The following is a 19,127-nucleotide window of genomic DNA, read 5'->3' on the forward strand; positions in this document are numbered from 1 at the left end:
AACTGCATTTTGTTGCAGATATCCTGCAACTGAAACTCCGCGAATGCACTATATTGCATTTATAGACAGTTTTCTGTCCTCCAGCTGCATTTAAATGCATACGGAATCAACATGTACAACCTGACACTCCAGATCTTCACCGCCGGGCAATGGCACGACGCGATGATTCTTGACTTCGATGATCCGGAAAAAGGCTTCGAAAGCCGCTGCAGTTTTGGCTATGAAGCGGACTATCTGGTGGAAAACATCGAGTTGATCGGGTCGCCTTTTTCCCAAGCCGTGAGTGCCCTGTATCCGCTGGATTGGGAAGGTCGGCGCGCGAAGACACCAGCCTTTGTCCACGACATCGCACCGGCAGGCGCAGCCAAGCGGTTTCTGCTCGCCCGCCTGGGTCAGGAAAGACCCGCCGAGATCAGCGCCGATCTGTTTCTGCTGGGTCGCAGTACACCGGCTCCCATTGGCAACATGCGAATAAAGGAATCGGCGGAAGCAGTCGATGAGAGGAAGCCGATCGGATTCAAGCGCGAGGAGGTCATTGGCCGCGACAACCGCTTTCTTGAATATGCCTACGAGCTAGGCGCGGCCATCGGTGGCGCGACGGGGGCAGGTGGGGAAGCTCCGAAGCTATTACTGGCAGAGAACAGCGCCGGGCTTCTGTATCCCGATGCGGTACTGGACGATGAAGAAGTGCGACAGCACTGGTTCGTGAAATTCGCCAGAAACAGGGGCGGGCAGACCGACCAGGACATCCTGCGCAGCGAATTCCATTACTACAAAGCGCTGCAGACATTGGGCATCGAAACGGTCGCGGCAGAAGGCCTGGCCTTGGAAGAGGCGAACAAACCGAGTTTGTGGATGCGGCGTTTTGATCGACAAGTGAAAGATGGAGCGGTGTCGCGTTTTGCCGTCGAATCGATTTATTCGCTGGCTGAAGTGACGACGCCAGGCAGCGCCATGAATCATCTGGAAGTGATCCGCATGCTCGCCGGGCTCTGGCGCAAAGCGGGTCAGGCCAGCCAGATTGCCGGCCTCGTCGCCGATTATCTGCGTCGCGACCTGATCAATAAAATCCTCGGAAACTCCGATAACCACGGTCGTAACACGGCGATCATCCGGCAAGAGAACGCTTTCCAGCTCGCGCCGATTTATGACCTCGCCCCGATGGTCATGGATGACGAAGGCGTGACTCGTACGACCAAATGGCCAAGAGAGTTGGAGCGGGCGGGCGATGTCGATTGGCGAGGTGTCTGCCGCGTATTGGCCGATAGCGCAGATCCGCACGATTCGTTGGCGGGGCTGAATGCCTCGGCGCTGTTCGAGGGCCTGCGCGCGGATGCCCGCCGTCTGGCCGCACTGCCGGATATTCTTGCGGCCAGCGGTTTGCCCGCCAGAACCATGAATCACCCGAGCGTTCATCTGAAAAACCTCGAGCAACGTTTGAAAGAGTGGGACCTGCAATGAGTCTGACCGTCCTCGAGCGCACGGCGCTCATCGAAAGCATTCAGCAATCACTGGCCGAAGGCACTCTGGAAATCGGTGACGCCGTGCGCCGTTTACGGGTCGAAGTCACCGGTCTGCATCAGACTCAGTTCGCGAAGATGTGCAAGATCTCAGTGCGCACGCTGGTGCATATCGAACATGGCGAAGGCAATCAGACGCTGAAGTCGCTGAACGCTGTGTTCCGCCCGTTCGGCATGAAAATGGGCGTTGTGCGGATACGTCGGGACACCGTTTGAATACGCTTCAGCCACGCCGCACATACGCCTTGCCGTAATGCCGCTCCATCCGTGCCTGAATCAGCTCCAGCCCGATCGACATCAGCCAGTAGATGATCGCCGCCGTGGTGAGCATTTCGATGTAGCGATAGCTTGAGCGCCCGTAGGACTGGGCGAGAAACATCACTTCCCAGACGCCCATTACCGAGATCAGCGACGAGTCCTTGAGCATCGAGATGAACTGGTTGGTGGTCGGCGGAATGATTGTGCGCATGGCCTGGGGCAGGGTGATGCGCCAGAAGATCACGCTTTCGCGCAGGCCCAGCGCCAAGGATGCTTCGCGTTGGCCGTGATCGACGCCGAGGATGCCGGCGCGGAAGATTTCGCTCAGGTAGGCGCCGTAATTCAGCGACAGGGCAATGATGCCGGCGACGATGGCGCCGGGGACGATGCCCAGTTGCGGCAAGCCGAGGTAGATCAGCAGGATCTGGATCAGCAGTGGCGTGCCGCGAAAGAACGAGGTGTAGAAACTGGCGATGCCAAATGCGACGGCGCTGTTCGACAGGCGCGCCAGCGCGGTGATGAAACCGAGCAGCGACGAGGCGATGATCGAGCAGGCGCAGAGAAACAGCGTCAGCGCTGCGCCTTGCAGGAAGCCGTTCGGCGCCAGCTTCAGGCCAACGAGGTTGGGCAGTTTGTCGAGGATGATCGCGAACTTCAGGTCGAAGCTGAGGAAGAATCCGGCAAACAGGCAGAACAGCGCCGCCCACGTCAGGTACAGGCGCGTACGGAAACCAAAGAGCTTTTGCAGGCGTGTTTCAGCCACCGGTTGCGGTGGCTGGGGCGGGGTCGGAAAGGAAGTCATTGGCTGATATCGGCGCCGATCCATTTTTGCGACAGCTTGCTCAGGGTGCCGTCCTGTTTCAGTTGTGCGAACACCTCGCGCACCTTGGCGTCCCACTGCGGGTCACCCTTTTCGATGGCCACGGAGTTGGGTTCCGAGTAGAGCGGTTCGCCGGCCAGTTTGAAGCGCTGGTCCTGGTTCAGGCGCGGCTGCGCGGTGACCAGATTGGTGAGGATCGCATCCAGGCGCACGCCGGCGCCCAGGCCCAGATCCTGGAAGGCGACGTTGTCGGTGTCGTACGGGGCGATCTGCACATCCTCGAACGGATACTGCAACTGCGTATCCTCGGCGCCTTCGATGACCAGGTTCTTGTTCAGATAACTTTCGTAGCTGGAGGCGCTGGTGAGGCCAACCTTTTTGCCGCTCAGGTCCTTGGCGCTGTGAATGCGATCGTCCTTGGCGTTGACCACGATCACCGCTGGCGAAGCGTAATACTCGACCGGGAAGTCGAACACTTCGGCGCGGGCCTTGCTCGGGGTCATCGAGCAGATGCAGATGTCGTAGCGCCCGCTCCAGCGGCCGGCGGCGATCACGTCCCAGGACGGCGTTTCCAGACGCAGTTTGACGCCAAGCTTGTCCGCCACCGCTTTGGCAACGTCGACATCGAAACCGTCGAGTTGATTCTGCTCATTGAGAAACGAGAAGGGCGGATAGCTTTCCATGAGCACGCCGACCAGCTCTTTTTTCTGTTCGACACGATCCAGCGTCGCGCCGCCGAAGGCTTGGGTGGAGGCCAGAATGGTCAGGCCCAGGGCCAATAGCGGTTGGAGTTTCACAGTCGCTTCCTGTTGAAAAAAGAGGTTGTTATTAACCGAGTGGTGCGTATTAAATAGTTATAAGAACGACTCTGATAGTGAGTTATTTTCATAAGCATATGAGTGAAAAGCATATGGGCGCAGCGAACAGGGTCATTCTCGATGGCGGCATGGGCCGCGAGTTGCAACGCGCCGGCGCACCGTTTCGCCAACCGGAGTGGTCGGCACTGGCGCTGAGTGAAGCGCCGCAGGCGGTCGAGGCGGTGCATGCCGCGTACATCAACAGCGGCGCCGACGTGATCACCAGCAACAGTTACGCGGTGGTGCCGTTTCACATTGGCGAGGCGCGCTTTGCGGCTGAGGGCCAAGCGCTCGCGGCACTGGCGGGGGAGTTGGCGCGGCGGGCGGTGCAGGCATCCGGCAAGCCAGTGCGTGTTGCCGGTTCGTTGCCGCCGCTGTTTGGTTCGTATCGTCCGGATCTGTTCGAAGCGGATCGCGTGAGCGAGCTTCTGACGCCGCTGGTCAATGGGCTGGCCCCGAACGTTGATCTATGGCTGGCGGAAACCCAGAGTTCGATTATCGAGGCGCGGGCCATTCACGCCGGGTTGCCGAAGGACGGCAAACCGTTCTGGCTGTCGTTCACCCTCAAGGATGAAGACACCGATGAAGTGCCACGCCTGCGCTCCGGTGAGCCGGTAGCCGAAGCGGCTGCGCTGGCGGCTGAACTTGGCGTCGAGACCCTGCTGTTCAACTGCAGTCAGCCCGAAGTGATTGGCGCGGCCATCGACGTGGCGCGCGCAACCTTTGAGCGTCTCGGCGTCACGATCAATATCGGTGCGTATGCCAACGCGTTTCCTCCGCAACCGAAAGAAGCCACGGCCAACGACGGGCTCGACCCGTTGCGTGACGATCTCGATCCGCCGGGGTATCTGCACTGGGCGCTGGACTGGCAACAGCGCGGCGCCAGTCATCTGGGTGGTTGCTGCGGGATCGGCCCGGAGCACATTGCGGTGCTGGCGCAGAAGCTGCGTCGATAAGCCTGACCCCGCCAATTGTGGGAGCGAGCCTGCTCGCGAAAGCGGTCAGTCAGTCAATATTTCAGTGACTGCCACAGCGCCTTCGCGAGCAGGCTCGCTCCCACAGGGGCTTTGTGACGATCAGTTACGGCACTCGGCCAAGCCTTTCACCTGGCCATCAGGCGTCTGGTTTTCATTGCTCAGCCAGCGCTCGAACCCAGCACCAATCGCTGGCCATTCCGCATCCAGAATCGAATACCACGCGGTGTCGCGGTTCTGCCCCTTGACCACCATGTGCTGGCGAAACACCCCTTCGAAACTGAAGCCCAGACGCTCGGCTGCGTATTTGGAGCGGGCGTTGCCGTTGTTGCACTTCCATTCCAGGCGCCGGTAACCCAGCTCGAACGAATACTTGGCCAGCAGGTACACCGCCTCGGTGCTTTTCGGCGAGCGTTGCATTGGCGCACCGAAAGTGACGTGGCCGATTTCGATGCGGCCCTGCGCCGGGACGATCGACATCAGGCTGAGGATGCCTTGCACCTGACCAGTCGCGCGGTCGATGACGCTGAAGAAATACGGGTCGCTGTTGGCCGCATGATTGTTCAGCCAGTCGTTGAACGCGCTGCGCTCGCGAAACGGACCGTAAGGCAAGTAATCCCAGAGCTTCGGATCGGCACCGGGCCCTTCGAGGGCGGCGTACAGTTGCTCGGCATGCCGCGCCGGGTCGAGTTTTTCCAGACGAATGAAACGGCCCTCGAGCAGGGTGGCGGAGGGGGCGGGGACGCCTTTCCAGTCAGCGAGTGAAGCGGTCATGTGCGCGTCTCCTTACAGTGCCTTGCGAAATTGGATGAAGCCCGGGCGTTCAGCGATGCGCTCGTAGAGCTGGATCGCGGTGGCGTTGGTTTCATGGGTCAGCCAGTGGACTTTGCAGCAACCATCTGCCTTGGCGGTAGCGTAGACATGCTCGATCAACAGCCGACCGACACCGGTGCCACGGGCTTCCGGCACCACCAGCAGATCCTGCAGATAGCAGGAGTTTTCGATGCTCCAGTTCGAGCGATGATAGATGTAATGCACCATGCCCAACGCTTTGCCTTCAGCCCAGGCGAGGGCGGCGTGGGTCGGTTCATTCGGGTCGAGAAAGCGCTGCCAGGTGCTTTGGGTGACGGCGCCCGGCAGTTCGGTGTTGTAGAAGCGCAGGTACGCCTGCCACAGCGGCAGCCAAGCGGCGTGGTCATTGGCGCTGACCGGGCGAATGTCGATCTGGGTCATGGGTAGATCCTTAGCGCATCAGGCTGGCAAGGGTTTGGTCGTTGGCGTCGGGGCTGGCGGCGAGGCCTTCGCGCACCCCGGCGATATCTTCGGCGCTACGGTTCTGGCTGAGCTTGCGTTTGCCTTCGAGGCGGTCGATGGGAATGGCAAAACCGACGATGGCTTTGAGCATGGTGTCGATGTAATCGGCTGGCGCATCGTCCACCGACCACGGCTGGGCACGGCCTGCCTCGTGACGGTCGGTGAGGGTGCTGACGATGTCGAGCAACCGGCCGCCATCGCTGAAGGTCTCGGCCTGGCCGTAGGCGTGCACGGCGATGTAGTTCCAGGTCGGCACGACCTTGCCGTGTTCGGCCTTGCTCGGATACAAGCTTGGGCTGACGTAGGCGTCCGGGCCGGCGAAGATCAGCATCGCCTCGGCGCCGTCCCGCAGGTCCTTCCACTGCGGATTGGCCTTGGCCAGATGGCCGTAGAGCGTGCCGTATTCGCCCTGTTCGCGATGCAGCAGCACCGGCACGTGGCTGGCTTGCAGGCCGCTTTCGCCGTGGCTGACCAGAATGGCCAGGCGCGTGGCGAGGATCAGTTCGTGCAGTTGGGACAAGTCTTCGATGGCAAAGGCGCGTGGCGTGTACATGGACAGATTTTCCTTGGCGAATGCCTGCATCCTAGGCAGGCTATTGGTCCGTTGTAAGAGCCATTGCTGAGCCATTTCATAGGTCCATTCGCCATGCCTGATCTGCCACCCTTGTCGATGCCTTTCAATCCGGCCGGAATCGAGCTTGATCGCCGTCAGGGCCTGAGCCGCCAGCTCTATCAGGCTCTGCGCCTGCGGGTACTGGATGGACGTCTGGCCAGTGGCACGCGATTGCCGGCCAGCCGAGATCTGGCCTCGGCGCTGGGCATTTCCCGCAACAGCGTGGTGCGCGCCTACGATCAGTTGTATGCCGAGGGCTTTATCGAAGGGCGCGTGGGCGACGGTACTTACGTGGCGCAATTGGCTCAGGCATCCACGCCTGAGAAAAAACTATCCACAAATTCATCCACAGGCTTGTCAACAGACTTACCCACAGCCTTATCCACAAATTGGCTGGATTTACCTGTGAATTCATCCAGCAAAGTTATCCACAGCGACGGATTTTCCCTCATTGAAAAGCATCATTTGCCGCGACCACCGAGCGGTCCGCCGCGTGCTTTTCGGGTGGGTGTGCCGGCATTCGATCTGTTTCCGTTCGAGGTCTGGGCCAAGCTCAACGCGGCTTTCTGGCGTAAACCGGATCTACAGCAGCTGTGTTACGGCGACCCGGCCGGTGACGCGCGGCTGCGCGGCATGATTGCTGCGTATTTGCGCAGCTCGCGCGGCATGCAGTGCACGGCTGAGCAAATTGTGATCACCAGTGGCGCGCAGCAGGGCATCAGCCTTTGTGCACAGCTGCTGGTCGAGCCTGTGGACGGTGTGGCGATCGAGAATCCGGGCTATCGCGCCGCCGGACATGCCTTCGCTGTAGCGGGGGCGAAATTGCATGGGGTGGCGGTGGACAGCGACGGCATCGATTGCAGCGCCATGGCTCAGCTCAGCGATTGTCGGGTGGCTTACGTGACGCCGTCTCATCAGTACCCGACCGGTGTGGTGATGACTCTGGCCCGGCGTCTGGAGTTGCTCGCCTGGGCAGAACGTGTCGGCGGCTGGATCGTCGAGGATGATTACGACGGCGAGTATCGCTACACCGGCGCACCGCTGGCACCGTTGGCGGCACTTGATCGTCAGGGGCGTGTGCTCTACGTCGGTACGTTCGGCAAGGTCGCTTTTCCGGCGTTGCGCCTGGGCTATCTGGTGCTGCCGCCCGCGCTGGTCGAGGCGTTCGCGCAACGCCGCGCCGTCGATGTGCGGCACTCGGAGGTCAGCACGCAAGCGGTGATGGCCGAATTCATGGCCGCCGGGCATTTCCAGCGGCATATCCGCCGCATGCGCCGGGCTGCGCTGAGCCGACGCAACTGCCTGCTCGAAGGCTGGCCGACGGTCGCCGGCGTCGGTCAACTGCCCGCCGTGCCGGCCGGGCTGCACTTGACCGTCGCCGTGGACAGCATCGAGCGCGAGCAGCAATTGATCGCTCAGGCCGCTGAGGTCGATGTCGAAATCAACGGCCTGAGCAGCTACTGGCTCCCCGATTCGACTACGCCCATGGATAAGCGCGCCGGCCTGGTGTTGGGGTTCGCTGCTGTACCAGAGCCAGCAATCAAAGCGGCGCTGTCGCGTCTGCGGCAGGCTTGGCGAGATTGAAGAACAGCGTTTCGGCGCTGCGACTGGAAATTTCGCTGCGATGGATTTCGATCAGCCTCTGATTATCCACATCGGTTATTTCAGAGGTGCCTCCGAGGCGGTGCTGGGCAACTGTCTTCATGTGTCCACGCAAAAATGCGCCATCGGGCGCGTCGGCGCTGCTGTAATGGAAATGCGCATAGCAGAGGACCTTGTCGGTATGCGCATCACGAATCTGATACTCGTCGAGGAAGTCATTCTTATGGCGCCTCAGGCGCCGTCGGGTCAGGGTTTTCGAAATGTTCACTTCGCCCTTGTCCTTGAGCCACTCGACCCCGGCGGCTGTTGGTAGTTGTTGCTTGACCAGACGGATTCGCGTGCTGGTGCCCTTTTCCTCCAGCGTCGTAGCCGCAGCGTCGAGCTTGTGGTTGAGCGTTTCGGACGGTTCATGCAGAGCTGCGGTGAGGTTACTCACCGTCAACGCTTCATCGATGGCGGCACCGGCCTTGCGCAACAGGGCGGCGTGGTTGTGGTATTCCTCTTCGACTTCCACCGGAATGCGCGAGCCGCGTTTGAGGCGCGCCTCGATGCGCCGATGGAACGCCGCCAGCCCGTCGATCAAGGCCTGCCCTGCGCTGATGCTGTTGTTGAGGTTGGGCCGGGCTTTTGGCGACGGTGCCGGCCGTGCATTCTGTTCGACCCAGATACCTGGCGACTCCTCCTTGAATGTCGCGATGACTCTCGTCAGTGCTGTACTGACCTCGACCAGATCGGTGTCTTTGCCGTCGAGGCTTTTTTTCCGTTCGCCGACCAGGGTGCCCTTGTTGCGCGTCTTGATGATCTGCCGATTCGAAGATGACGGGGAAGGTCTCGACGGACCGGCTTGCGGCACCAGTAAATGCCGGTAGCGCAACAGATCGGCGAGTCGATTGTCGGCGCTTTCCTTGAATGCGGCCACGCGCGCCTGCAACTGCTTGAGTCGCTCCGTGTGTATGTGTTCGGAATATTCACTCGCCAGGTCATCGAATCGCTTGTCCACGGAAGCAAACTGTTCGCTCACCTGGCTCAGGGCGTCGATGCGTATGCGCAGATCACTGAGGCTTTCATCGGCGCTCAGGTCCCGTGAACTCTGAACGTTCAGCGCAGCATCTTCGAACAGACCGGCCAGCGCTTGTTGTGCCTCGACATGAGCGGTGGAATCGCCGGGCTTGATGCAGGTGTACTGGACGAGACTGATCTGCAAAGTCTTCAGATCATCCAGCGGGTAGGGCGCAAGGCTGATGTTGTATTTCTGCTTTATATCAAAGCCATCCGGTCCCAGCCTGGTGAGCTCCTTCATGCAGGCTTCAGCCGACTCCATTTTCTCGATAATGGTTTGAGTGACATCGTTCAACTGTTCGAACGCAGAGGTGGCGGCCTGCGATTCGCTGCGCAGTTCGTCGTCGAGTATCGCCTGCACCGCCAGTACCCGCTGCTGGTAATCCGAAGCGTTATTACTCAGCCACTCCTGTCCCAGAAACAACTGCATGTCCAACCGCTCCGGCATTACCGTGCGGTAGTTGGGGATCGACTGCTTGCAGTTGAGTTTCTTGATCAGCTTTATGTTTGCGGCATATTCGTTGTGCTGTGAATCGAGCGTGGCAAGGTACTGCGCAAGCGCTTGCTCGCGTGCCTGCGCAGGGGCATCGTGCAGGCTGTTGCGGTCTGCATCGAGACGGCTCCCTTTGCTCTCCATCGTCAAATCGAACGCAGTAATCTGCTCGGCCAATACGGCCACCTCCTTGGTTCTTATGCCTTGCGCGGCTTGGCGACCTTCCTCCAGTCCGCCGCCGCGCAGACGCAAGCGCAGATCGATTACCCACTGGCCGTTGGCGGTATAGGCCAGCCTGGGTCCGGCAGGTCGGGTGGGCTGACGCGTATCGACAATGTGCACATCGCCATGCGCGTTGCGCGCGACTTCGAACCAGCGTTCACCGACGCGGGCGTACCATTTGTCTGCGTGGGCGTAGAGGCCTCGCTGCGCACCCTCTCTGGTGGCAGCGCCAAGCCCTTTGGGCTTGGCGAGGTTGAACGTATCCAACAGCTTGGCGAGGGCCAACGGGGATCGTTTCAGCGCCGTGATGCTGTCAATCGATGTGCCATGGGCTTCGGTCAATTGCGGGCCGGTGATGTCCGGCTGGCGCAGCGCTTTGACGATTCTGGCGGCAGGTTTGCTCGTTGCTGTGTCCTCTTCGAGCGTTGTGGCCACGGGCGTCGATGGCGCATCACCCATTGCCGCACGATGGGCGAGCACCATGCCCAGCGCCAGGAGGATATCGGCGATGGCCGTCCAGGCGACTTTCGCCGATTGCTCGTTGGCGCCGTCGGTGATTTCCTGCAGATCATCCATGATCTGCCAGATCCACGCCGCTGTACCTACGCTGCGGCCCAGAAACGGCAGTGCGGCATTGAGCATCACCCAGCCACCCTGTTTCAGCGAGGCCCAGCGTGCTTCTGCATCGGAGACCGATTGCCGGTCGGCTTGGGTGACAAGCGCCTTGACGTTGCGTGCGTGCAGGGTGGCGAGGACATCGCTGGCGATCACCTGAGTGCCCAGCGCGACCGCGCCTGACATGTCCAGTGCTGTGGTCGGGTTGATCATCAGTTGCGGGATCGTCCACACCGACGGCAGCCTGGCGGTGAAGACGAACTGGCTGTAATTGAAGCGCACATCGTCCGGCAACCAGGCCAGTACCGAATCGCGCAGATGTCGCGAATGCTGGATCGCAAAGAGCAGATTGGCAAATCCCGGATATTGCAGCAGAGCCTTGTCGAACAACGGTCGATACAGCACGCACGGCCCTTTGTCGGCATCGCGCGGGCCTATGACATACATGTTGTCGACAGTGTCTGCGGTGGAGCGGCTGCGATGAGCGACGAAGGCCAAAGGGCGAATGACGATTTCCTCACCATCGACGTAGCGTTCTGCGTCAGTCGTGGCCAATGCGGCAACCACGTATCGATAACCCGATTCGTCAATGCCGGCTCTGCCCTGGATCTTGTGCTGCAACGCCAGTAATGGCAGCTCGACGCGTAGCTGACTGGTATAGAGCCTTTCCAACCGTGACGCTTGTACTGAGTCGTCTATCAGTACGGCCTTGAGATGCGCCGGGTAGGTCTTGCCGATGTCGACCGTGCTGACCAGCTTCTCCAGAAAAGTCGCGCTCATCCACTCGGGTACCGGGCTGCCATCCTTGTACCGCACAGTCTTGTTGCCCAAGGGCAGGCCGGCGAGGTTTTGCAGGGCAAGCTCGGTCAGCGTCCATGTCTGAGTCTGAGTATTTCCCGGCAACACAAACGTGCCCCAGACCACGAGACTGGTGATGGTGATTTCGATGTTGTCGATGTCCAGGTCTTTGGCGTCGGGCTGCTCCTTGAGAATCTGTTTGATCAGCGCTGCCCGAGTGAACGCCTGCAGGCTGGTGATTTCGTTCTGAAAGGATTTGCCGTTGTTCTCGTGCTGCAGCGTCGTCAGGTCCAGCAGGTGCCGGCTGTAACGTGTCTGATCGATGGGCAAGGCGTCGTTCAGCCAGTCCGGAAGCATCGGCTGTAAACGCTCGAAGTGCGCTTCGAGGCGCGGTGTCGGTTGTGCCGGTTTGCCGACCGTGCCGGTATGCGGATAGACGCGTTTATCAGGGGAGTCCTGAAAAAAACTGATTTTGCCCAAGGCATCCGCTTCCAGGGAAATCAGGGTGCAGGCCTGCTGGTCGAAGAAATTTCCCTGGGGTTCGACCAGCCGCCACTTGAGATCTTCGCCCGAGGCGTTTGCGCCATATATCCGCAGCAGAGCCTCGCCGAGTTCCTCCAGTGAATCGAAACGCTGAAAGCCCTGAGTAATCGCGTGGGTGAGAATCAACGTACGGTCTGCGATGCTGCCGACCAACACTGCGGCGTCGAGCAGGGTCAAGTGGCTTTGCGTGTCGGCGTTCCCCCGATCGAGATCAATCAGATATGCCTTTGCCGAGTACGGGGCGGGGGCCAGGCGTTGTTGCGGGTCGGGCTGTTTGAAAATCGCCTGGGCCATGGCAATTTCATCGGCATCCCAGCCGACGCTGGCATCGACGTTCCACAGGTTGCGCAGTGCCTCGGACAATTGCTGCCAGCGCGGTTGCCCGGGATAGGTGAACTCGTCCCAGTAGTCGACGTGCTGTTCCTTGTAGGCGATGAACAGCAGCGGTGCCAGTTCGTTGAGCAACAGGCCGATCGCATCGATCTTCACCGGCAGATGCGCAGGGGCGGGCACGCCGGGTTGCAGGGTCAGATAATGCTCGCCATCGAGGTACGTCACCGTGGTACCGGACAGGCCGAGCCGCACCAGGGCGTTGGTCAGCGATCCAGCCTGATACCCGTCGGGTACCACTCGACCATCCACAATGGCCCAGGCGGGTTGCACGACCATCGCCAGACGCGGGTCAATGTCGAGATTCGGATACAACGTCTTGAGGGCTTCGCGCAGCGTTTTTGATGCGACTTCTTGCAGCGAGGGGCCGGTAACCAGCTGAGTCACGATATCGACGGCACTGGCTTTGGGAATGGCGGTCATGGTGGTTTCCTGCTCTGTCGGGACGCCGCAAGGGCGGCGGAGCAGAGCAAGTTAAAAGGCGCGACGGTGACCCGTGCGGTAGATAAAGCTGCCAGGCAAAAAAAAGACCCGCCGAGGCGGGTCTTGAGCAAACGAGGCGGTTTCAGGTCCCGGACTTGATTTTCGTCCAGGCCCGCGTGCGTGCGCGTTCGGCATCCCGAGGCAGCGGCTGCAAGGTATAGAGCGTGCTCATTGCCGCGTCGGTCGGGTACAGGTTCGGGTTGTTGCGAATGGCTGGATCGACCAGGCCGGTGGCGTCCTTGTTCGGGTTTGGATAACCGACAAAGTCGCTGACCGGGGCAATCACCGCAGGTTGCAGCAGATAGTTGATGAAGGTGTAGGCGTCTTCGGTGTTCTTCGCGCCCTTGGGAATCGCGAGCATGTCGAACCAGATCGGTGCGCCTTCTTTGGGCAAGCGCATATCGACCACCACGCCGTTTTTCGCTTCCTTGGCGCGGTTGGCCGCTTGCGAGAAGCTGCCGGAATAACCGACGGCCACGCAGATGTCGCCGTTGGCAATGTCAGCCATGTACTTGGAGGAATGGAAGTACGTCACGTAAGGGCGGATCTTCATCAGCAGCGCTTCGGCCTTGGCGTAATCCGCTGGCTTCTTGCTGTTGGGGTCGAGGCCGAGGTGTTGCAGAGCCAGCGGCAGAATTTCCGACGGAGAGTCGAGCAGGGCGACGCCGCACTGCTTGAGCTTGCTGATGTTCTCCTCTTTGAAGATCAGGTCCCAGCTGTCCACGGGCGCGTTGTCGCCCAGGGCCGCCTTGATCCTGGCCGGGTTGAAACCAATCAGGATGGTGCCGTACATGTACGGCACGGCGAACTTGTTCCCCGGGTCGTTGGCCTCGATCAGCTTCATCAGTTTCGGATCAAGGTGATTCCAGTTCGGCAGTTTGCTGCGATCCAGCGGCTGGAATACCCCGGCCTCGATCTGCTTGGCGAGGAACACGTTGGACGGCACCACCACGTCGTAGCCGGAATTGCCGGTGAGCAGCTTGGCCTCGAGTGCTTCGTTGGTGTCGAAGATGTCGTAGATCAGTTTGGTCTGGCTGTTCTGTGCCTTGAAGTCGTCCAGCGCCTTGGGCGTGATGTAGTCGAACCAGTTATAGACGCGCAGCGTGCGTTCTTCGGCGTGGGCGCCAGCGCTGAGCAGGGCCGCGCACAGCGCCGAGGCGATCAGTCGCTTTTTCATTGTTCAAAACCTTCCAGCACGTTCACCGCGTTGATGCCGATTTCTTCCACCGCGTAGCCACCTTCCATGACGAACAGGGTCGGCTTGCCGAGGGCGGCGATGCGCTTGCCCATGGCCAGGTAATCCGGGCTGTCGAGTTTGAACTGCGAGATCGGGTCGTCCTTGAACGTGTCGACGCCGAGGGAGACGACGATGATGTCCGCGCCATAGCGATCGATCTCGTCGCAGGCCTGATCCAGCGCCGCGCTCCACACATCCCAGCCGGAACCGGCCGGCAGTGGATAGTTGAAATTGAAACCTTCACCGGCACCTTCGCCGCGCTCGTCGTCGTAGCCGAGGAAGAACGGAAACTCCGCTTCCGGGTGACCGTGGATCGAAGTGAACAGGACATCGCTGCGTTCGTAGAAAATCGACTGGGTGCCGTTGCCATGGTGGTAGTCGACGTCAAGGATCGCGACTTTCTTGTGGCCCTGATCGAGAAAGGCTTGAGCGGCGATGGCGGCGTTGTTGAGGTAGCAATAACCGCCCATCAAGTCGCTGGCGGCGTGATGTCCCGGCGGACGGCACAGGGCGAAGGCCGCGCGTGCGCCGCGCTGGATTTCTTCTTGTGCGGTCAGGGCCACTTGCGCTGCGCTGTAGGCCGCTTGCCAGGTGCCGGCGGTAATCGGCGCGCCGCCGTCGAAGCTGTAATAACCGAGCTGGCCGTGCAGGCTGGTCGGTTTGATCGCACGCAGCGTGCGCGCCGGCCAGGTGTAGGGCAGCAAGTCGCCGTCGGTGTTGAACTCGGTCCAGCGCTGCCACGCACCTTTGAAAAATTCCAGATAGTCACGGCTGTGAATGCGCGCGATCGGCTCCAGGCCGAAATCCTTCGGCGCTTCGACCGCCCCGAGGTTTTGCTTTTGCACGCGTTGCAGCACATGGTCGGCACGCGACGGCATCTCGAAGCACGGCTTGAGCTGGCCATCGATGAGTTCGCAGCGGCCATGGTGCAAGTGGTGATCGTCTGAGTAGATCGTCAGCATTTGTTGTTCTCCGCAAGGCTGATTCGGTGGCGTCCAGTGTTGCGGCGCAACTTGAAACGGAGAACGTCGGGAGCGGCCAAAAGGGAATCGATATGGCCAAAACCTCTGACCGCAATTCGCCCCTTGTTCATGCAGGCTCATGCCTGGAGCACACATCAATGCGGTCGGAACTGACTCGGCGCCACGCCACTCCAGCGCACAAACGCATGGCGGAAACTCGCGGTCTCGCTGAAGCCCAGCGTCTCGGCGATCCGATAGATTGGCAACTGGTCTTCACACAACATCTGCTTGGCCCGTTCGAAGCGCAGTTCATCGAGCAGCTCCTGATAGCTGCTGCCCATGTCTTTCAAATGCCGACGCAGGGTGCGCGGTGAGCACTTCATCTGCTGTGCCAGACCTTCCAGTCCCGGCGCGGCATTCAATTGTGCGCTGAGCAACTGCCGAATCCGCCCCAGCCAGGCCTGACGTCCGGTGAATTCCAGATTCTGTTTGCGGCAGCGCTCTGCCATGGCCTGATGGGTGATCGCGTCGGCCAGCGGCAGCGGCTGATCGAGCCAGTGGCGGTCGAAGGCGAAGGCGTTGTCCTTGGCCGAAAAGTGCAGCGGCGAGTCGAAGGGTTCGGCGTAGCTGGCGCGATAGTCCGGCGCTGCATGTTCGAAACGCGTGGCGCGCAGCGGCAGCGGATGGCCGAGCAAGTCGTCGCAGATGACCTTCAGCGAAACCAGACAGAATTCGGCGTTGAACACCGCCATCGCCGGGCTTTCACGGTAATCAGCAGCGACGAACCACACCTGCTCGCCATCGTCTTCCAGGCTCAGTTCGAACAACGTGCCCAGCAGCGCCGGATAACGGATCGCCAGACGCAAAGCGTCACCGAAGGTGGCACAGGTCAGCAGGGCGTAACCGAGCATGCCGTAACAGGACACGTGCATGCGCCGGCCCAACTCAAGGCCGATGTCACGTTTGAGCGCGACCGCGTTGGTGCAGACCTGCATCTCTTGATGGGTGGTGATGCGCGTATCGGCACGCTGCAGATCGGCCGCCACGATGCCGCTGCCAGCCAGCAGCGCCTCGCTCGACAGGCCTTCGGCCTTGAACGTGTTGAGGATCAGCGAGACCGCGTTGAGGGTGGTGAGGTGGGAGTGGAGCATGGGATCTTCCAGCCTGGAGGTGGCTGGAACGCAGCAATTTATATGCCGTACAAAAATCCCTGGTGGGAGCGAGCCTGCTCGCGAAAGCGGTGTGTCAGGCACACGAATGCCGAATGTGTCATGGCTTTCGCGAGCAGGCTCGCTCCCACAGGGGGATTTGCGTTGTGACAGATCAGCTCAGTTCGCCGCAGAGATCCAGTTCGATCAATCGACGCACTTCAGCCGTTTCCAGCCCGGCCCCCAGCAAGCCATGCAACTTGCCGAACGCCGCCTCGCGCGTCATGCCGCCACCGGACAACACGCCGACCCCACGCAAGCGGCTGCCAGCCTCGTAGATATCCAGCTCGACCCCACCTTCATGGCATTGCGTCACTGCAGCCACCACCATGCCGTTATCCCGTGCGCGGCCAAGGCTGGCGAGGAACTCTGGATTGTCGCTCGGCCCGGTCCCGCTGCCGTAGCATTCCAGCACCAGACCTTGAATGCCGCTGTCGAGCAGACCGTCGAGAACCTCGGCACTGATCCCGGGAAACAGCGGCAACACCGCGACTTTCGCCAGTTGCTTCGGCTGGTTGTAGTTCAGCGCGACTGGGATCGACGGCGCCTTCACACCACCGCCCTGACGCTCCAGGCGTTTGAACGGATGGCGGCCGAAGCTGCGCACTTTCGCGCAGCGGGTCGGCGCCAGCAGTTCACCGTGGAAGTACAAATGCACGCCCGGCGCCAGGCCCTGGCCGAGGGCGACCAGCGCGCCGCCGAGGTTTTCCCAGGCATCGCTGTCGGTCACGCCCGCCGGCAACATCGAGCCGGTGAAACACACGCGGGCATGCAGGCCGAGCAACTGAAAACTCATCGCCGCCGCGCTGTACGCCAGCGTGTCGGTGCCGTGCAGAATCAGCACGCTGTCGCAGCCTTGCACGTCCACGGCATCGACCACCGCTTCGCGCAGTTGCTGCCAGTAGGCCGGGGTCATGTTGGCGCTGTCGATCAGCGGCGACATTTCCCGAAACTGCCACTGCGGCACTACCAGCTCAGGCTGGCTGTGCAAGTAGTCGCGCATCCGCGCTTCGAAACCGGACGCCGGGGCCAGCCCGTTGGCGCTGGCCTGCATGCCGATGGTGCCACCGGTGTAGAGCACCATGACGTGTTGAGCGGCGGGATAGGTCGACGAGCTCATAGGATTCTCCGAAACGATGAGGGCCTTGCAGGAGCGAGCAGGCTCGCTCCTGCAGGTTATTGCATCACAATAACTGACGGGCGCGGGGGATGCGCCCGTCATTCACCTGTCAGCGTTGCGCTGCAGGTACGCCTTGCGGCGCAGTTTCAGTCTGGCCCGCCGCTGCTGGCGGGTTCACCGGCCAGGCGTTGCGATCCAGATCCAGGTCGGCGAATTTGCTCGAGTCGAACACTGGCTGTTTGACGCCGGCGCGACGCTGCTCATCATAATCGCGCATCACCCGCAGGCCGACCTTGAACAGCATGGCCAGGGCCACGAGGTTGACGAAGGCCAGACAGGTCATGGTGATGTCGGCGAAGGCGAACACTGTCGTCAGGTCCTGCATCGAACCCCACACCACCAGCGCCAGCACCAGGCCGCGGAACAGCATCAGCAGGGCGCGGTTGCGGCTGAGGAACTGCAAGCTGTTCTCGCCCAGGTAGTAGTTGTAGAGGATGCAGGTGAAGACGAACAGTGACAGCGCGACGCTGACGAACATGCGACCCCAGTCACCGACCACGGCAGCCAGCGAGTTTTGGGTCAGGACGATGCCGTCACCTTCGAAGCCCGGGGTGTAGAAGCCCGACAGCAGGATCAGCAGCGCGGTGCAGGTGCAGATCACGAAGGTGTCGAGGAACACGCTGAAAGCCTGGACCACGCCCTGCGCGCCCGGGTGCTTGACGGCGGCCACAGCGGCGACGTTCGGCGCACTGCCCAGGCCCGCTTCGTTGGCGAACACGCCACGCTTCACGCCCATGACAATGGCGCTGCCGAGCAGACCCGCAAAGGCCGGGTCGAGGCCGAAGGCGCTCTTGAAGATGGTTTCCAGCATGGCCGGTACGTGTTCGATCTGGGTGCCGATCACGTACAGGGTCACGCCGATATAGGCCAGGGTCTTGATCGGTACCAGCAGGTCGGAGACCGAAGCGATGCGCTTGATCCCGCCAATAAAGGTGATGGCCAGCAGCACCGCCAGGACGATACCGGTGTGTTGCGGGTTGAAGTCAAAGGCGTTCTGCAGCGAGTGGGTCACGGTGTAGGACTGCAGGCCGATGAAGGCGAAGCCGTAGGTGACCAGCAGCAGAACGGAGAAGACTATCGCCATGCCTTTGAGCTTGAGCCCGTGCTGGATGTAATACGCCGGGCCACCACGGTACAGGCCGTCGCCATCGGCGCGCTTGTAGACCTGGGCCAGGGTGCACTCGAAGAAGCTGCTGGACATACCGACCAGTGCGGTTACCCACATCCAGAACACCGCACCCGGACCACCGAGGGTCACGGCGATGCCGACACCGGCAATGTTGCCTGCACCGACGCGGCCGGCGAGGCTGAGCATCAAGGCCTGGAACGAGCTGAGTTGCCCGGCGCTGCCTTTGAGGCTGTCGCGGAACACCGCGAACATGTGGAAGAAGTGACGCAGTTGAACGAAACGCGAGCGAATCGTGAAGTAGCTACCGAGCCCGACAATGAGCACGATCAGTACTTTCCCTGAGAGGAAGTCGTTGATGACTTCGAGCATGGATTTATCCTCGCTGTTTTTTGTGGGTGCAAATGCTGGATCGGAGAAACATCGTGTTACACCGGCATGCACGCGGCACGACGGGTGAGGCGAAGGTTTCGTCCCGGATCCATATCGCGGGTTTTGTTATTAGTTCGGGTTTCGCATGGGTGATGGCCTCGTTACCGACGACCGCTCACGCGAAGAGGGGCGGCACTATACCGATCAGTGGCGCGCCCGTCTGCACGGTAGTGGTGCAAGCGACGAAACGAAGCTTTGAAACACTTGGCGTTTGTGGCGAGGGGATTTATCCCCGTTCGGCTGCGAAGCAGTCGTAAACCATTGCACGCGGTGTTTCTGGTACATCTTTATTGTTGGTATCGGGGCCGCTTCGCAGCCCAACGGGGATAAATCCCCTCGCCATAAAGGCTCACCTGCATATTGTTCAGTCCTCTACATTCGGGTCTCAGGATAAACAGTTAAAAAAAAGGGCTCGGGGACA

General features: G+C 60.7%; 15 protein-coding genes. 4 read left to right on the forward strand and 11 right to left on the reverse strand.

Going from position 1 to position 19,127, the window contains the following annotated elements; all coding sequences use genetic code 11:
• Positions 1-111: 111 nt before the first annotated feature.
• Together D8U82_RS19955 and D8U82_RS19960 are read left to right on the forward strand one after the other, a co-directional pair.
• Positions 112-1,461 carry a HipA domain-containing protein gene (locus D8U82_RS19955; protein ID WP_110599756.1) on the forward strand — a complete coding sequence of 450 codons (1,350 nt, stop codon included), beginning with the start codon at positions 112-114 and terminating at the stop codon, positions 1,459-1,461.
• Positions 1,458-1,736 carry a helix-turn-helix transcriptional regulator gene (locus tag D8U82_RS19960; RefSeq protein ID WP_024014849.1) on the forward strand — a complete coding sequence of 93 codons (279 nt, stop codon included), beginning with the start codon at positions 1,458-1,460 and terminating at the stop codon, positions 1,734-1,736. Before D8U82_RS19955 ends, D8U82_RS19960 begins: the two co-directional genes overlap by 4 nt.
• A gap of 7 nt (positions 1,737-1,743) precedes the next feature.
• Here D8U82_RS19960 and D8U82_RS19965 read toward each other — a convergent pair whose 3' ends face one another.
• Together D8U82_RS19965 and D8U82_RS19970 are read right to left on the reverse strand one after the other, a co-directional pair.
• A complete protein-coding gene (locus tag D8U82_RS19965) occupies positions 1,744-2,580 on the reverse strand; it encodes an amino acid ABC transporter permease (protein ID WP_016772457.1) in 837 nt (278 codons plus the stop codon).
• On the reverse strand, positions 2,577-3,395 hold the full coding sequence (locus tag D8U82_RS19970; protein ID WP_016772458.1) for an ABC transporter substrate-binding protein: 819 nt from the start codon (positions 3,393-3,395) through the stop codon (positions 2,577-2,579). Before D8U82_RS19970 ends, D8U82_RS19965 begins: the two co-directional genes overlap by 4 nt.
• Positions 3,396-3,508: 113 nt before the next feature.
• Between D8U82_RS19970 and D8U82_RS19975 the strand changes: the two genes are divergently transcribed.
• Positions 3,509-4,411, forward strand: a complete 903-nt coding sequence (locus D8U82_RS19975) for a homocysteine S-methyltransferase family protein (protein ID WP_122603470.1) — start codon at positions 3,509-3,511, stop codon at positions 4,409-4,411.
• Positions 4,412-4,531: 120 nt separating this feature from the next.
• Here D8U82_RS19975 and D8U82_RS19980 read toward each other — a convergent pair whose 3' ends face one another.
• The 3 genes from D8U82_RS19980 to D8U82_RS19990 are packed head-to-tail and all read right to left on the reverse strand — an operon-like array spanning position 4,532 to position 6,296.
• On the reverse strand, positions 4,532-5,203 hold the full coding sequence (locus D8U82_RS19980) for a GNAT family protein (RefSeq protein WP_130902821.1): 672 nt from the start codon (positions 5,201-5,203) through the stop codon (positions 4,532-4,534).
• Between the two features lie 12 nt (positions 5,204-5,215).
• Positions 5,216-5,662, reverse strand: coding sequence for a GNAT family N-acetyltransferase (locus D8U82_RS19985; protein WP_123441876.1), 447 nt, complete (start codon positions 5,660-5,662; stop codon positions 5,216-5,218).
• A gap of 10 nt (positions 5,663-5,672) precedes the next feature.
• On the reverse strand, positions 5,673-6,296 hold the full coding sequence (locus D8U82_RS19990) for an FMN-binding negative transcriptional regulator (protein WP_073471070.1): 624 nt from the start codon (positions 6,294-6,296) through the stop codon (positions 5,673-5,675).
• A gap of 93 nt (positions 6,297-6,389) precedes the next feature.
• Between D8U82_RS19990 and D8U82_RS19995 the strand changes: the two genes are divergently transcribed.
• Positions 6,390-7,940, forward strand: a complete 1,551-nt coding sequence (locus D8U82_RS19995) for a PLP-dependent aminotransferase family protein (protein ID WP_130902822.1) — start codon at positions 6,390-6,392, stop codon at positions 7,938-7,940.
• On the opposite strand, the gene D8U82_RS20000 is transcribed toward D8U82_RS19995, so the two are convergent.
• The 6 genes from D8U82_RS20000 to D8U82_RS20025 form a co-directional block, all read right to left on the reverse strand.
• Positions 7,897-12,501, reverse strand: a complete 4,605-nt coding sequence (locus D8U82_RS20000; RefSeq protein ID WP_130902823.1) for a DUF6543 domain-containing protein — start codon at positions 12,499-12,501, stop codon at positions 7,897-7,899. The two genes, D8U82_RS19995 and D8U82_RS20000, sit on opposite strands and share 44 nt — an antisense overlap.
• A gap of 142 nt (positions 12,502-12,643) precedes the next feature.
• Positions 12,644-13,738 (reverse strand): polyamine ABC transporter substrate-binding protein, encoded by a 1,095-nt coding sequence (locus tag D8U82_RS20005; RefSeq protein WP_122612783.1) that lies wholly within the window; start codon positions 13,736-13,738, stop codon positions 12,644-12,646.
• Positions 13,735-14,760, reverse strand: coding sequence for a histone deacetylase family protein (locus D8U82_RS20010; protein WP_122751239.1), 1,026 nt, complete (start codon positions 14,758-14,760; stop codon positions 13,735-13,737). Before D8U82_RS20010 ends, D8U82_RS20005 begins: the two co-directional genes overlap by 4 nt.
• Positions 14,761-14,915: 155 nt before the next feature.
• Positions 14,916-15,911 (reverse strand): AraC family transcriptional regulator, encoded by a 996-nt coding sequence (locus D8U82_RS20015; protein ID WP_024014840.1) that lies wholly within the window; start codon positions 15,909-15,911, stop codon positions 14,916-14,918.
• A 172-nt stretch (positions 15,912-16,083) separates the two neighbouring features.
• On the reverse strand, positions 16,084-17,088 hold the full coding sequence (locus D8U82_RS20020) for an asparaginase (RefSeq protein WP_130902824.1): 1,005 nt from the start codon (positions 17,086-17,088) through the stop codon (positions 16,084-16,086).
• 109 nt (positions 17,089-17,197) lie between these two features.
• A complete protein-coding gene (locus tag D8U82_RS20025) occupies positions 17,198-18,646 on the reverse strand; it encodes an alanine/glycine:cation symporter family protein (RefSeq protein ID WP_016772471.1) in 1,449 nt (482 codons plus the stop codon).
• Between the last annotated feature and the right edge of the window lie 481 nt (positions 18,647-19,127).

The organism is Pseudomonas sp. Sample_23 (genome assembly GCF_004307595.1).
GTDB classification, from domain to species: Bacteria; Pseudomonadota; Gammaproteobacteria; order Pseudomonadales; family Pseudomonadaceae; genus Aquipseudomonas; species Aquipseudomonas atacamensis.